This window comes from uncultured Kushneria sp., assembly GCF_947497025.1.
Taxonomy (GTDB): Bacteria; Pseudomonadota; Gammaproteobacteria; order Pseudomonadales; family Halomonadaceae; genus Kushneria.
Genome location: NZ_CANMFC010000002.1, coordinates 210,742 through 224,284, shown reverse-complemented (window position 1 = coordinate 224,284; position 13,543 = coordinate 210,742). Strand labels below are relative to the sequence as shown.

Sequence of the window (13,543 nt, the reverse complement as noted above, 5' to 3'; positions counted from 1 at the left end):
AGCCCCGACATGACGCGTCTTCGCACAGAATTCAGGCGCCTGAGTACGCTGACCGCGTTTTCTCTGGCGGCCTTCCCCACCATGCTTTTGGCCGCCGATCAGCAGCCGTCCGAGCCTGCCGAACAGCCGGCAGCCTCTACCGAGCAGCCGGCAGCGTCTACCGAGCAGCCGGCAGCGTCTGGCGCGCAGCCGGGCGAGCGCGCCAACATACCGCTGGTGCCGGACTCGCCGACCTGGAACAGCTTCCACGGTCAGCTCAACGCCCAGAAATACAGTCCGCTGGATCAGATCAACGTCGATAACGTCGACCAGCTTGAAAAGGTCTGGGAAGTTCATACCGGCGACATTTCCGACGGCAAGGGCGAGACGCCGGCCACGGTGTGGTCGGCCACACCGGTGTTTGCCAATGACACGCTCTATATTGGCACCCCCTTCTATAAGCTGATTGCCTACGATCCCGCCACCGGCGAAGAAAAGTGGCGCTTTGATACGCAGTCCTCAAGGGAAGGGTTGACCCAGCCCGTGCTCAAGAATCGCGGCGTGGCCTACTGGGAAGCCGATAATCCGGTTGAGGGCGAGTCGTGCCAGAAGATCGTCTATATGGGCACCATGGACGCTCAGCTGTTTGCCATCGACGCTGACACCGGCAAGCCATGTCAGAACTTCGCTGACAACGGCGTGCTCAATGTTGATCAGTGGAACACCATCAATCCCAAGTTCCCGCTGTCGCTTTTGCAGCCGCCGACCATCGTGGGTGATCACGTCATCTTCGGCTGGGCCGGCAAGGACTGGGCCTATGAGGAAGCGCCGGCCGGCACCGTCTTTTCGGTCAACGCCCGCACCGGCGAGCGTGAGTGGACCTTCGAGGCGCTGCCGGAAGATGTTCGCGAGAAAAGCGGTACCGCCAACGTCTGGACACACATGTCGGCGGATGAGCAAAACGGCCTGATTTATCTGCCGGTCTCCTCACCGTCGCCCAACTTCTGGGGCGGCAATCGCAAGGAAGATATTCCACTGGGAACCTCTACCACCGCGCTCGATGTCGAGACCGGTAAAGTGGTCTGGTCGCGCCAGTGGGTCCATCACGATATCTGGGACTACGACATCAACGCTGCGCCCACGCTGATGGACATTACCGTCGATGGCAAGGAAATCCCGGCACTGGTGCAGGCCACCAAGATGGGCTTTCTGTTTGTGGTCAACCGTCTGACCGGTGAGGATGTCTGGCCGATCGAGGAGCGTCCGGTACCCCAGGGGGATGGCAGCGTCGAGGGCGAGGTCTATTCACCGACCCAGCCTTTCCCGACCAGGCCTGCCCCGCTGCTGGATCAGTCCAAAAAGCCCGACATCTGGGGGCTGGCGGATGCCGTCGGTTTTGGCCAGTGTTCGCGCCTGTGGGATGAGCTCACCTATGAAGGCATGTACACACCGCCCACGACCCGTGGTGAAGGGGCGCTTGCCTATCCTGACAGCGCCGGTGGCGTTCAGTGGGGCGGCGTCGCCTTTGATCCCGTGAGCCAGACCGCGATCGTCAACACCTCGCACATCGTCCAGACCGTCAAGCTTTATAACCGCGAAGACTATGAAAAGTCCGATAGCGGTTCGGGCAACGAAAGCGGTTTTGCGCCGCAGGAAGGCGCGCCCTACGGCATGCGCCTGAACGTGGCAAGCAACTGGCTGGGTATGCCCTGCTGGGAGCCGCCGTTTGGCGAGATCGTGGCGATTGACATGCACACCGGTGACGTCAAGTGGCGCAAGCCGGTCGGCGCCTCTCAGCAGTTCGGTTTCTTCATGCCGGAACGCTGGGGCTCGCCCACCATTGGTGGTCCGGCCGTGACGGCTGGCGGTGTGGTCTTCATCGGTGCCTCGATGGATGCCAAGGTTCGTGCCTACTCGCTCGAGACCGGCGAAAAGCTCTGGGAAGATCAGACCCAGGCACCGGTCGTTGCCAACCCCTCGGTTTATGAATACAAGGGTCGCCAGTACGTGGCCTTTGTGGCCGGGGGCAACACCATCCTCAAGGATCAGGTCGGCGATCAGATTGCCGTCTACGCACTGCCGGAAGACAAGCAGTAAAGTCCGGCCAGCGCGGTTGATGACGGGGCGTCCCTTTGGGGCGCTCCGTTTTTTTATGGCATGTCATGGCACAGGCCCTGCAGGTTGATCCTCTCATAAAAAACGCCGGCGCTTGCGCCGGCGTTTTTTGAGGTTGGCAACGTGGGGGGCGATATCAGCGCCTGTCAGTCGCTTTTCATCCGCTCGATCAGCGCGCCGCACTGACTCTCCTCCCCGGCGCTGGTCGAGATCAGCGCGCCAAGAGCTGCGGCCGGGGCCGCCAGCGTGCCCAGTGCAATGGCTGCTGCCCCGCGGGCGATCAGCGGTGCGGCTTCCACGCCGGGCGACGGGTTCTTGAAGGTGCCGCTGACATAAAGCGGCGTGCGCAGGGTGAAAATACGAAAGCCCTTGCTCTCCGGCTTGATGGTCAGATCCATCTGTTCGCTGGCCAGATTAACCGCCCCTTCAACGTTGATGATGGCGTTGTCGGTATCAATAGTAAAAACGCGTGGGCGCACCATGCCGTCATTGAACTGGAGGTCGGCGGCGGCGCAGTGAATGGCGACCTCTTCATCGCCAAACAGCTCACCGATGAGATAGTTGCCCACGTTGAGGCCGGCAAGCTCCATCAGATTGCGACTGATGCGGCCCTGTTCGATCAGAAGCTGGAGCTCGCCATCGCTCGATCCCAGCAGCGCGGCGACCGAGTTGCCTCGTCCTGTCAGGGTGGCATCGCCGTTGATCTCGCCCAGACCCTCGGTCAGATCGCTGTCGTCGGGCAGGATCTGACTCAGTTGAAGCCCTCTGGCGTGCATATCGATGCGTGCTCGCAGGGGAGACGCCTGCCCACTCAGGCGCAGCGTGGTATTGAGGTGGCCGCCGGCCACGCCAAAGCTCAGCGGGTCCATCAGAATCTCGCCGTTATCCATGACCAGATGGGTGGAAAGATCGCTCAGGGGCAATGATTCGCCGTGCACGATGTTCTGCGCGCGAAAGCGCACGTCGGCGTCCATGGTATTCCAGCGATCGGTGTTGAATTCGGAGACCGGCAGCACCTTGTCTTCGGGCTGATCGGGATTGACCGAATCACCGGTGTCTTCATTGTCGGCGCCCACCAGCGGGGCAAGATCGGCAAGGCGAAGCTGTTTCGAGATGAGCTCACCGGTCAGCACCGGACGCGGCGCGCCGTTGACATAGCGCAGGCTGCCGTGGATATCGCTGTCGCCGATCGTGCCGTCAAAGTCGCGATACTCGAAGGTCCCGCCCTCGGGGGTATCCAGATCGGCCAAGAGATGGCCCCGCGTGGCATAGGGCGGTGTCTGGGGCAGTACCACACCGGTCAGATCATAGAGATCGCCCAGATTGTCACCAGCCACGCCGACCTGCAGGTCCAGGCCTGCAAGCTGCATCGGATCGTTGAGCGTGCCGATCACATCCAGGCGGGAATTGCCGGAGCGCAGATGCACCTCCAGCGGAAACTGCCCGCCGTCACGAAGTGCCGCCGGTCCACCCAGACGGCCATCGCCGTCCAGCGCACTGCCGCGATAGGTGCCTTCAAGCTGCCAGGCAAAGCGAAACCGGTCTTCGCCGTTCGGGGCGCCCTGCCCTGATGCGGCCTTGCCCCCTTCATTGGTCGCGTTCTGATCTCCGGCGACCTCTTCCCAGCGGACCGGTTCACCCAGAGTCTCAAGCGTGGCGGTCGCGTCAACGTCCAGCACCCGGTCATTGAGGGCAACCTGTACCCGATCAATATCGAGCTGATCGATGGCAAACTGCCAGCCGTTACCCTGGTCCTGCTCGGCATTGCCATCGTCATCGTCCTTGTCGGCAAGCTGCCAGTTGTTGTGGGTCTCATCGAGGCGGCGCAGGGTAGCGCTGGCGTCGCGCACGACCAGATCGTGCAGCGCGATGCGCTTTTGCAGCAGGGCACCCGGGCGCAGACTGACCGCTACCTGGCCGATACGGGCCGTACGTGCGTCTTCGGTGCCGGCCTCCACGCTGCGCGCCTGATTGAGTTCAGATGGGTCGCCCAGCACGATGTCCTCGGCCGTGACGCGTGGAGAAAGGTGCCAGCTGTCCCACTGCCAGGAAAGCCCCAGATCGCCTTCAATGGCAAAGGGTCGACCCAGGGCGTCGGAGACGCGGTCATTGATCGTGGGTCTGAGCCAGTTCCAGCTCATCAGGGTCATCACAACAATGAGCAGTACCAGCAGGGCCACAAGCCCCCCCAGCGTCCGACTGATGATGCGCATTGCACGCGGCATGAGCGGTTTACCTCAACGGAATGTTATCTTTCAAAGCATAGACAGGCCCGCGCATTCGTGGGTATTTCATGTGCTGATCGAGTCTTCTTCATGACCCATATCATTTCCATTCAGAGTCACGTGGCCTATGGCTATGTGGGTAATCGCGCCGCCGTTCTGCCGCTGCAGCGGCTGGGCTGCGAGGTCACCGCCATCAATACGGTGCAGTTTTCCAACCACACGGGCTACGGCGCCTTTACCGGCGAGGTGTTTACGCCGGCGCATTTAAAGGAGGTACTCGATGGCGTTGAGGCGCTGACCGGGCTCAAGGATGTGCAGGCCGTGCTGTCAGGCTACATGGGGGATGAAGGCATCGGGCGCGCCGTGCTGGAGAGCGTGGCGCGCGTGCGGGCGGCCAACCCGGACGCGCTGTACTGCTGTGATCCGGTCATGGGCGACATTGGCCGCGGCTTTTTTGTTCGCGAGGGCATTCCGGCCTGGATGCGTGAATGCGCCGTACCGGCGGCCGATATTGTTACGCCCAATCAGTTTGAACTGGCCTTTTTGAGCGATCAGCCCATTGAGTCCCTGGATGACGTGCTGACTGCAGCAGCACGGCTGCGCGAGCAGGGCCCGAGTGTGGTGCTGGTGACCTCGCTGGATATTGATGACAGTACCCCGGACACCATCGAGATGCTGGTGGATACCGCGGTGGGCAGCTGGCGGATCGCCACGCCCCGCTTTGATTTTCCGGTGGCCCCCAACGGCGCCGGTGATTTTACCGCCGCCGTGTTTCTGGCCTGCTGCCTGCGTGATCAGGACGGAATGACCAATGAGGGCCCGGCGCGGGCGCTGGCAAGCACGGCCGAAGCCGTGCATGCCCTTTTCACCCATACCTTTGAGGCCGGCACCCGCGAACTTGCCCTGATTCAGGCCCAGAACGAGATCGTGGCGCCCAGACAGCGCTTTGACGCCGAACGGGTGCGCTGACCATGGCGGGCACACTGCATCTGGGCCTGGCCATGTGGGCCAATGTCGACTGGCGCGGCACGCTCTACGGCCGCTACACCGGGCCGAGTGACTCGCTGCCGGACTATGCCGGCGTCTTTTCCTGCGTCGAGGGCAATACCACCTTCTACAGCGGCGCGCCGCGGGTCGATGTGATCGAGACCTGGTCGCGCCAGGCGCCCGCCCACTTTCGCTTCTGCTTCAAGCTGCCTTCCCTGCTGACGCATGACAAACGGCTGGTGGGCATCGAGGCCGAGATGGATCATTTCCTTGAGCGGCTGGCGCCGCTGCATGATCGGCTGGGTCCGACCATGATTCAGCTGCCCCGGGACTTCGGCGCAGATGAGTTGCCCATGCTCGAAGCCGTTCTGAAACGCTGGCCGAAGGCGCTGCCCTGTGCCGTGGAAGTCCGTCACAGTGAATTTTTCCACAAGGGGATGGCCGAGCAGTCGCTCAACCGGCTGTTGATAACTCATGAGGTCGATCGTGTCATGCTGGATACGCGCGCGCTGTTTGCTACCCCGGCCGGTGACGATATCCGGCTACAGCAGGCCCAGCGCGAGAAGCCGCGTCGACCGCTGCACGTTTTGAGCACGGCGGCGCAGCCGGTGGTGCGCTTTATCGGGCATTTTGATGATGAGATCAATCACGCGCGCTTCACGCCCTGGATCGAGCAGCTGGCGCTGTGGATAGAGCAGGGGAAAAGTCCTGTATTGTTTGTGCATACGCCGGATAACCGGGCAGCGCCACTGCTGGCCCGTGCTTTCCATGGCCGGCTGGCCGAGCGCATTGCCCTGCCGCCTCTGGCCGCCTTTGCCGGTGAGCGGCAGGAATCACTCTTTTAATGTGACAACGCGTGATGTCGATGCCCACGCCTGTACAATGGGCGCCATCAATCGCTTCAGATGGGCGTTGTTGACACAATGGCATCGTAAAAACATCAACAATGAAGCACGGGCGTCGGCAACAGGCGGTTTGACCTTTTCAAACCGGTCGGGTTTGCCGACTTAAAGGGAACCACAGGGTAGCCTCATGACCAACAAGCCCCATTCACATGCGCAGTGGTCCTCGCGCATTGCATTCATGCTCGCCGCGGTCGGCTCTTCCGTCGGGCTGGGTAATATCTGGAAATTCCCCTACATGACCGGTGAGAGCGGTGGCGGTGCCTTCGTTCTCGTTTATCTGGTCTGCATCCTGTTGATCGGCCTGCCCATTTTGATGAGCGAATGGCTTTTGGGTCGGCTGGGACAGAAAAACCCCATCTCGACCATGAACCGCATCGCCGGGCGTCTCAAAAGATCTCGGGCATGGGTGCTGATTGGCGTGGGCGGCATTCTGGCCGCCTGGCTGATCCTGTCGTTTTACAGCGTGATCGGCGGCTGGGCGCTGGCCTATGTCCGTTATAGTGCGACATCGACCTTCACCGGCCTTGATGGCACAAGCGTTGGCACGCTGTTTTCCGATCTGCTGGCAAGCCCGGGCACGCTGCTGGCCTGGCACAGCCTGTTCATGGTGCTGACCATTGCCATTGTGGCTGGCGGTGTAGCCGGCGGACTCGAGCGTGCCGCCAAGATCCTCATGCCGGCGCTGGTGGTGCTGCTGGCAGTGCTGGTGGGCTATGCCGCCACCACCGGCAGCTTTGCCGAAGGGTTTGATTACCTCTTCCGGCCTGACTTTACACGTCTGACCGGCGATGTGATTCTGGCGGCGATGGGACATGCCTTTTTCACCCTGAGTCTGGGCATGGGCATCATGATGGCCTATGGCTCCTATCTCAGTGATGACGTCAATATCGGCCGTACGGCCCTGACGGTGGTGATTCTCGATACGGTGATCGCGCTGGCCGCCGGCATGGCCATCTTCCCGATCGTCTTTGCCGATGGGCTTGACCCGGCGGCCGGGCCCGGGCTGATTTTCCAGACCCTGCCGCTGGCCTTTGGCAGCATGTCCGGCGGTGTCATCTTCGGGACGCTGTTTTTCCTGCTGCTGGTCTTTGCCGCCTGGACGTCGGCGATTTCGCTGCTGGAGCCGATTGTCGAATGGCTCGAGGAGAAAACTCCGATGAGTCGGCTGCAGTCGGCGCTGGCGGCCGGTGCCGCGACCTGGCTTCTGGGCATTGCCACGGTACTGTCGTTCAACGACTGGTCGGCGTTCATGCCCTTTGGCATGACCATCTTCGATCTGCTGGATTATGTGACCAGCAAGTTCATGCTGCCGCTGACCGGTCTTGCCACCATCGTGTTCGTGGGCTGGTTCATGGGACGTGATGAGGTGCGTGCCCAGCTCAACATGAGTGGCCTGGCCTTTGCCTGGTGGCGCTTCTCGGCGCGCTTTGTGGCGCCGATCGGCGTGGCCATCGTGTTTGTCTTCGGTCTGCTGCAGTAAGGCATTAAACCGCTGTGCAAGGGGCGGGCATCCTGGATGCCCGCCCCTTTTATTTGTGCATGCCGACAGTGGATGGCGGTTCCTCGATTGATCACAGGGATATCCACTGTCAATGGAAAATGTGGATAACTCTGTGGGAAAGGTGCACAACTCTTGTTCAAGCGAATGAATGCGTGGCAAAAATGGCGCTATTCGTGGCGTTTGACGAGAAAGTGCTCTGTCAGAATGGACCGGTCAATATCGGCAGCAGTGGCGCTGGCTGAAGAAAAACCCGTCGGCCGTAGGCGTCACGACGCTGCATGCACATGGATCTCCTTTCATGACCAGCAGTCAATCCGGCAGCACTGACAGTTCCTCTCAGGCCTCTTCCGGCCGCCCGCCCGGCGTTCCCGGCAATCCTTCGACCCTGATCGGCATTGTAGTCAGCATGCTGTTGCTCATGGTCGTGGTGCTGTTTACCGCGCAGTCCCCCTTGAGCTTTTTCAACCTGCCCGGTCTTTTGATCGTACTGACCGGGACGCTGGCCGCCACCATGATCAGCTATCCCATGCGCGAAATCCGCCGCGTGGTGGCGCTGGTGGGCAGCGTCTTTCGCCGCGAGCCGGATTTCATTCGCGAGGATATCGACGAGCTGGTGGCCCTGGCCCGGGAATGGATGCATGGCGATGCCCGTGCGGTAGAGCGTGCGCTGGAAAATACCCGCAACCCGTTTCTGCGTACCGGCATCAGTCTGGTGATCGATAACGTGCGCGAAGAGGAGATTCTGGATCTTTTGCGCTGGCGTATCACACGCCTGCGCGCCCGGGAGCTGGCCGAGGCACAGATCTTTCGCACCATGGCCACCTACGCGCCGGCCTTTGGCATGCTGGGCACCCTGGTCGGGCTGATCAACATGCTGGAGGTGATCCAGAACGGTGATCTGGCCGTGATCGGCCCGCGCATGGGCGTCGCCCTGCTGTCGACCTTCTACGGCATTTTGCTGGCCAATCTGTTGTTCCGACCGATTGCGGTCAAGCTGGAGCGGCGCACCGAAGATCGGCTGATCGCGATGAACATGGTGCTGGAGGGGGTCTCCATGATCTCGCGCCGTCGCCTGCCCTCCTTTATCGAGGCCACGCTCAACTCCTTTATCAGCGAGGCCCATGACGAGCTGGGTGAGCGACCGCTGCCGCGCGAGTCGGAAGGTGGCGGAGGCAGCGCGTCGTGATGGAACACCGATCGTCGGGAACCTCGGGTCAGGCCCGCCAGGCCGCCCGCGAGCTGGTGCTGAGTGCCGATCGCGGGGAGGAAAATGATGGCTGGATGCTCAGCTATCTGGATCTTCTGACCCTGCTGCTGGTGCTGTTCGTGCTGTTGCTGGCGATGCGTGGCGTGATCCCGCAGGAGGAGCTGTCGGCCACGGCATCGCCACTGGCTTCAGGAAGTGCTGCGGTGATGGTCTCGCCGCTGACGCTTGCAGCCACGGATCGACTCTCGCCAGTGCAGGCCGTGCCGGTCAGTACCACTGGCGTGCTGCCATGGCTTGCGGCCTCGCCCGCTGTTCAGACGCCCTGGCAAATGCTGTCAGCCACGGCGGTAAACGACAGCCGGACGCCGGCGCGCGTGGATGTTCAGGCGGCGCTGGCGGTGATGATTCCGCTGGAAAACAGGGCGTCACCGGCAGAAGAGGCGCCCTCGGATCAGGTCATGGCCATGGATCGCCGACTGGCCGGGATCGAAGGGGTTCAGGTCACCCGCGAGCGCGAGCGCACCATCCTGCGGATCGAAGACCGACTGCTCTTCCCCAGCGCCGATGTCGACATCGGCGGCCAGGGCAGCGTACTGCTGGATCGTCTGCTGCCGGCGCTCAGGGATTTCGATGGTGAAATTTCGGTGGAAGGTCACACGGACAGTCGGACCATCTCGACGGAGCGATTCCCGTCAAACTGGGAGCTCTCCGTTGGGCGCGCCACGGCCGTGCTGCGCTACCTGAGCCGGGGCGGTGTCAGCGCCTCGCAGCTGCGGGCGATCGGCTATGGGCCAACCCGGCCGCTGGCCGGCAACAATACCGAAGCAGGCCGCGCCCAGAACCGTCGGGTCGAGCTGGTATTGAGCCCGGCTGCGACGCGCTCGACCAGCCCGTAGCCACCCTTCTACCGCTTGCGATCGTGGCCGGCCCTGCCGGTCGCGGTCGTTTCACGCACAGGTTTGGCGTTGGCGGTGTCGGCTAGCCGAAGTGATGCCGTCGTTCATCCTCCTCGCTGAGTTGCGTGGCCAGCCGTCGTGATTCGAAGTGATCCTCGATACCTCGACGGGCCTTCAGGGCACGCTCGGCGGCGCGCTGTCGGCGTTTCTCGTTTTCCTTCGCATCGATATGCAGGGCGATATCGAGAATTTCGTTGCGAACGGCATTGAGTCTGGATTGATCAGCAGTCTGTTTTTGCATGAACGATGCACCCTTCGACATTGAAATGGATCCGGGACATGACACTGTGTCAACGTGACCATGAACGTAATAGTCAGCGTCGATCAGTGCTCGCACTCAGCGTATGATAGTGCTGTTGACAATTTTATGACGTACCGCAACAAAGGGTGTGCGTCAACCAGCACAGAGGATGCACCTTGAGTGTCACGCTTTTTGATGACCTTCGCGCCCGGCTGCCGGCCTTTCGCCGCTCCGAGCAGAAAGTGGCCCGTTTTGTACTGCGCAATGCCGATGAAGTCATTCATCTGCCACTGGCCGCGCTGGCTGGCCGGGTAGGCGTCAGCGAGCCGACGGTCATCCGATTCTGCCGCGCCATTGACTGCACGGGCTATCAGGACTTCAAGCTCAAGCTGGCGCAGACACTGGCGACCGGCGAGCAGTTTTCGGAATTTTCGATGAACGAAACCGACAGCGTCGCCGAGTTCTCCCGCGGAATCTTTGATTCCACCGTGGGAACGCTTCTGGGCGTACGTGACCGGATCGACGCCACCAGCATGACCCGCGCGATCAATGCGCTGTCGGATGCCAGCCGGGTCGAGTTCTACGGTTACGGTGCCTCCGGGGCAGTGGCCATCGATGCCCAGCACAAGTTCTTTCGCCTTCGCATCTCGACGGCGGCCTATTCCGATCCACACATGCAGCACATGTCGGCTGTCACTCTCGGCGAGCATGATGTGGTGGTGGCCATTTCCCAGACCGGGCGTTCCAGCTCGCTGCTTTCAAGCGTCGACATTGCCCTGTCTCACGGCGCCACGGTCATTGGACTGTGTCCGGCGGATTCACCGCTGGCCGAAAAGTGCACGCTCGGGCTCTATATCGATGTGTTCGAGGACAGCGAGGTCTATCGCCCCATGAGTTCGCGCATCGCGCATCTGGTGGTAATCGATATCCTCGCCGTGGGCGTGGCCAAGACACGCGGCCCGCAATTGGCCGAGCATCTGGTAGCGGTCAAGCGCAGCCTTGACCCGCTGCGTACGGCCCGCCCCGACCCTTTCGACCGGGCCCGTCAGGAATGCGCCCGCACCCGCGGCAAATCCGACGATCAATAGGCCCCGGGCAAGGCAGGGAGAGGGACCGGCAGCGCCGGATATGCTAGGGTAGAGGCTTCTTTTTGATCTCTTCTCTCAGGCCACTTCCGGCCGATTTCCAGGGTATCTGATTTCATGGACGCCTCTGCGCTACTCGATTCGCTCAACTCCGATCAGCGCGACGCGGTCGGCGCCCCTCAGGGCAACATGCTGGTGCTGGCCGGCGCTGGTTCCGGCAAGACCCGGGTGCTGGTGCATCGCATTGCCTGGCTGATGGAGGTCGATGGCCTGTCGCCCTGGTCGATACTGGCCGTGACCTTCACCAACAAGGCCGCCCGCGAGATGCGATCGCGGCTGGAGACGCTTTTGAAGGTCTCGCCGCGCGGCATGTGGGTCGGCACCTTTCACTCGATTGCCCATCGACTTTTGCGCACCCACTGGCAGGATGCCGGCCTGCCCGAGCATTTCCAGATCATTGACAGTGATGATCAGCTGCGGCTGGTCAAGCGGCTGCTGCGCGATCACAACATTGATGACGAGCGCTATCCGCCCAAACAGGTGCAGTACTTCATTGGCGGCTGCAAGGAAGAAGGCCTGCGCCCGGGCGACATTGACGCCCATGGTGATGCCTACATGCAGCAGATGGTCGATCTCTATGAGCTCTATCATCTCGCCTGTGAACGTGGCGGACTGGTCGATTTCGGCGAGCTGCTGCTGCGTTCGCTGGAGCTTTTGCGCGATAACGCGCGCCTTCTGCAGCACTACCGCGAGCGGTTTCAGCACCTGCTGGTCGACGAGTTTCAGGACACCAACACGTTGCAGTACGCCTGGCTCAAGCTGCTGGCCGGTGATCGTGCCTGTCTGACGGCGGTCGGCGACGATGACCAGTCGATCTATGGCTGGCGTGGCGCGAAGGTCGAGAACCTGGCGCGCTTTCGCGATGAGTTTCACGATACCCGCCTGGTCCGCCTTGAGCGCAACTACCGCTCGACCAGCGCCATCCTTGAGGCGGCCAACGCATTGATTCGCAACAATGCCGGTCGCATGGGCAAGGAGCTCTGGACCGATGTCGCCGAAGGCGAGCGCATCTCCCTGTACGGCGGCTTCAACGACCTGGACGAGGCGCGCTTCATTGTCGATACTATTGCCGCTCAGGTACGCGAGAAGGATCGTGCCCGTCGTGATATCGCTATCCTGTACCGCTCCAACGCCCAGTCGCGGGTGCTGGAGGAGGCGCTGATTCGCCAGAAGGTGCCCTATCGCATCTACGGCGGTCAGCGCTTTTACGAGCGTCTCGAGATCAAGAACGCGCTGGCCTATCTGCGCCTGATGGTGTCGCGTGACGACGATGCCTCGCTTGAGCGTGTGATCAATGTGCCGGCGCGCGGCATCGGCACGCGCAGCGTCGAGCTGCTGCGCGCCTATGCTCGCGACGAGGGCGTCTCGCTATGGCAGGCCCTCAACGATGCGCCATCAAAAGGGCTTTTGAAAGGACGCGCTGCCTCGAGCGTGACCACCTTCAGCAATCTGATCGATCAGCTCGATAACGACACCGCGGGCCTGGCTCTGCACGAAATGATCGATCACGTCATCAGCCAGACCGGCCTGATCGAACATCACCGCGCTGAGAAGGGTGAAAAGGGCCAGGCGCGGGTCGAGAACCTGGAAGAGCTGGTCAGCGCGGCGAAGGCCGCTACCCAGAGCAACCCCTTTGATCCGATGAGCGATCGTGAGGGTGACACGCTCGGCACCTTCCTGGCAGAAGCCGCACTCAACTCCGGTGAGCATGAAGCCGATGAATTCGAGGATGCGGTGCAGATGATGACCCTGCACTCGGCCAAGGGCCTCGAGTTTCCGGTGGTGTTCGTGGCCGGCATGGAAGAGGGCCTTTTTCCGCACAAGATGTCGCTGGAAGAACCCGGCCGTCTCGAGGAGGAGCGCAGGCTCTGCTATGTCGGGGTCACGCGGGCGATGGAAAAGCTCTATCTGACCCACGCCGAGTCGCGGCGTCTACACGGCAAGGAAACCTTCCAGCGCCCGTCGCGCTTTCTGCGTGAGCTGCCGGAAAATCTGGTCGAGGAGGTTCGCCTGCGCGGACAGATCTCGCGCCCGGTCACTTCGAAGGCCTCCAGCGTGCGCCAGGAGCAGGTCGATGGTGGCGAGGAGCTGCCGAGCCTGTCCCTGGGTCAGCGGGTCAGCCATCCGGTCTTTGGTGAAGGGGTGGTGATCAATGCCGAAGGTCAGGGTCAGCGTGCGCGGGTCCAAGTCAGCTTTGAGGAAGACGGCGACAAGTGGCTGGTACTGGGCTTTGCCAAGCTGGTACCGCTGGGCTGAAGGCGCCAGTACATCAGGCAGCCCGG

General features: G+C 61.8%; 10 protein-coding genes. 8 read left to right on the top strand and 2 right to left on the bottom strand.

The genetic code is table 11. The features are described from left to right. Positions 1 to 9 precede the first annotated feature (9 nt). Positions 10 to 2,076: a pyrroloquinoline quinone-dependent dehydrogenase gene (locus tag Q0931_RS04320; RefSeq protein ID WP_299257638.1), complete on the top strand. Its 2,067-nt coding sequence runs from the start codon at positions 10 to 12 to the stop codon at positions 2,074 to 2,076. A 164-nt stretch (positions 2,077 to 2,240) separates the two neighbouring features. Here Q0931_RS04320 and Q0931_RS04315 read toward each other — a convergent pair whose 3' ends face one another. After that, positions 2,241 to 4,319: an AsmA family protein gene (locus Q0931_RS04315; protein ID WP_299257636.1), complete on the bottom strand. Its 2,079-nt coding sequence runs from the start codon at positions 4,317 to 4,319 to the stop codon at positions 2,241 to 2,243. Between the two features lie 90 nt (positions 4,320 to 4,409). On the opposite strand from Q0931_RS04315, the gene pdxY reads away from it, so the two are divergent. The 5 genes from pdxY to Q0931_RS04290 all read left to right on the top strand — a co-directional run bounded on the left by pdxY (position 4,410) and on the right by Q0931_RS04290 (position 9,815). After that, positions 4,410 to 5,288 carry a pyridoxal kinase PdxY gene (pdxY, locus tag Q0931_RS04310; protein ID WP_299257634.1) on the top strand — a complete coding sequence of 293 codons (879 nt, stop codon included), beginning with the start codon at positions 4,410 to 4,412 and terminating at the stop codon, positions 5,286 to 5,288. A 2-nt stretch (positions 5,289 to 5,290) separates the two neighbouring features. Then, positions 5,291 to 6,151 (top strand): DUF72 domain-containing protein, encoded by an 861-nt coding sequence (locus Q0931_RS04305; protein ID WP_299257633.1) that lies wholly within the window; start codon positions 5,291 to 5,293, stop codon positions 6,149 to 6,151. A gap of 187 nt (positions 6,152 to 6,338) precedes the next feature. After that, positions 6,339 to 7,691 carry a sodium-dependent transporter gene (locus tag Q0931_RS04300; RefSeq protein ID WP_299257631.1) on the top strand — a complete coding sequence of 451 codons (1,353 nt, stop codon included), beginning with the start codon at positions 6,339 to 6,341 and terminating at the stop codon, positions 7,689 to 7,691. 427 nt (positions 7,692 to 8,118) lie between these two features. After that, a complete protein-coding gene (locus tag Q0931_RS04295; RefSeq protein ID WP_299258187.1) occupies positions 8,119 to 8,898 on the top strand; it encodes a MotA/TolQ/ExbB proton channel family protein in 780 nt (259 codons plus the stop codon). Next, entirely contained in the window at positions 8,898 to 9,815 is a 918-nt protein-coding gene (locus tag Q0931_RS04290) for an OmpA family protein (protein WP_299258186.1), read from the top strand. The genes Q0931_RS04295 and Q0931_RS04290 overlap by 1 nt, the downstream gene beginning before the upstream one ends. 82 nt (positions 9,816 to 9,897) lie before the next feature. Here the strand turns inward: Q0931_RS04290 and Q0931_RS04285 are convergent, their stop codons facing one another. Then, a complete protein-coding gene (locus Q0931_RS04285) occupies positions 9,898 to 10,116 on the bottom strand; it encodes a PA3496 family putative envelope integrity protein (protein ID WP_147376571.1) in 219 nt (72 codons plus the stop codon). Between the two features lie 176 nt (positions 10,117 to 10,292). On the opposite strand from Q0931_RS04285, the gene Q0931_RS04280 reads away from it, so the two are divergent. Both Q0931_RS04280 and uvrD read left to right on the top strand, forming a co-directional pair. Beyond that, positions 10,293 to 11,204, top strand: coding sequence for an SIS domain-containing protein (locus Q0931_RS04280; protein ID WP_299257628.1), 912 nt, complete (start codon positions 10,293 to 10,295; stop codon positions 11,202 to 11,204). A gap of 114 nt (positions 11,205 to 11,318) precedes the next feature. Then, the gene (gene uvrD, locus Q0931_RS04275) at positions 11,319 to 13,517 is read left to right on the top strand and encodes a DNA helicase II (RefSeq protein ID WP_299257627.1); all 2,199 of its coding nucleotides are present in this window, start codon (positions 11,319 to 11,321) and stop codon (positions 13,515 to 13,517) included. Positions 13,518 to 13,543 lie beyond the last annotated feature (26 nt).

Excerpts from the sequence above, each read along its gene's own strand:
- Q0931_RS04320 (WP_299257638.1), top strand. The coding sequence starts at position 10 with ATGACGCGTCTTCGCACAGAATTCAGGCGCCTGAGTACGCTGACCGCG.
- Q0931_RS04315 (WP_299257636.1), bottom strand. The coding sequence starts at position 4,319 with ATGCCGCGTGCAATGCGCATCATCAGTCGGACGCTGGGGGGGCTTGTG.
- pdxY (WP_299257634.1), top strand. The coding sequence starts at position 4,410 with ATGACCCATATCATTTCCATTCAGAGTCACGTGGCCTATGGCTATGTG.
- Q0931_RS04305 (WP_299257633.1), top strand. The coding sequence starts at position 5,291 with ATGGCGGGCACACTGCATCTGGGCCTGGCCATGTGGGCCAATGTCGAC.
- Q0931_RS04300 (WP_299257631.1), top strand. The coding sequence starts at position 6,339 with ATGACCAACAAGCCCCATTCACATGCGCAGTGGTCCTCGCGCATTGCA.
- Q0931_RS04295 (WP_299258187.1), top strand. The coding sequence starts at position 8,119 with ATGCTGTTGCTCATGGTCGTGGTGCTGTTTACCGCGCAGTCCCCCTTG.
- Q0931_RS04290 (WP_299258186.1), top strand. The coding sequence starts at position 8,898 with ATGGAACACCGATCGTCGGGAACCTCGGGTCAGGCCCGCCAGGCCGCC.
- Q0931_RS04285 (WP_147376571.1), bottom strand. The coding sequence starts at position 10,116 with ATGCAAAAACAGACTGCTGATCAATCCAGACTCAATGCCGTTCGCAAC.
- uvrD (WP_299257627.1), top strand. The coding sequence starts at position 11,319 with ATGGACGCCTCTGCGCTACTCGATTCGCTCAACTCCGATCAGCGCGAC.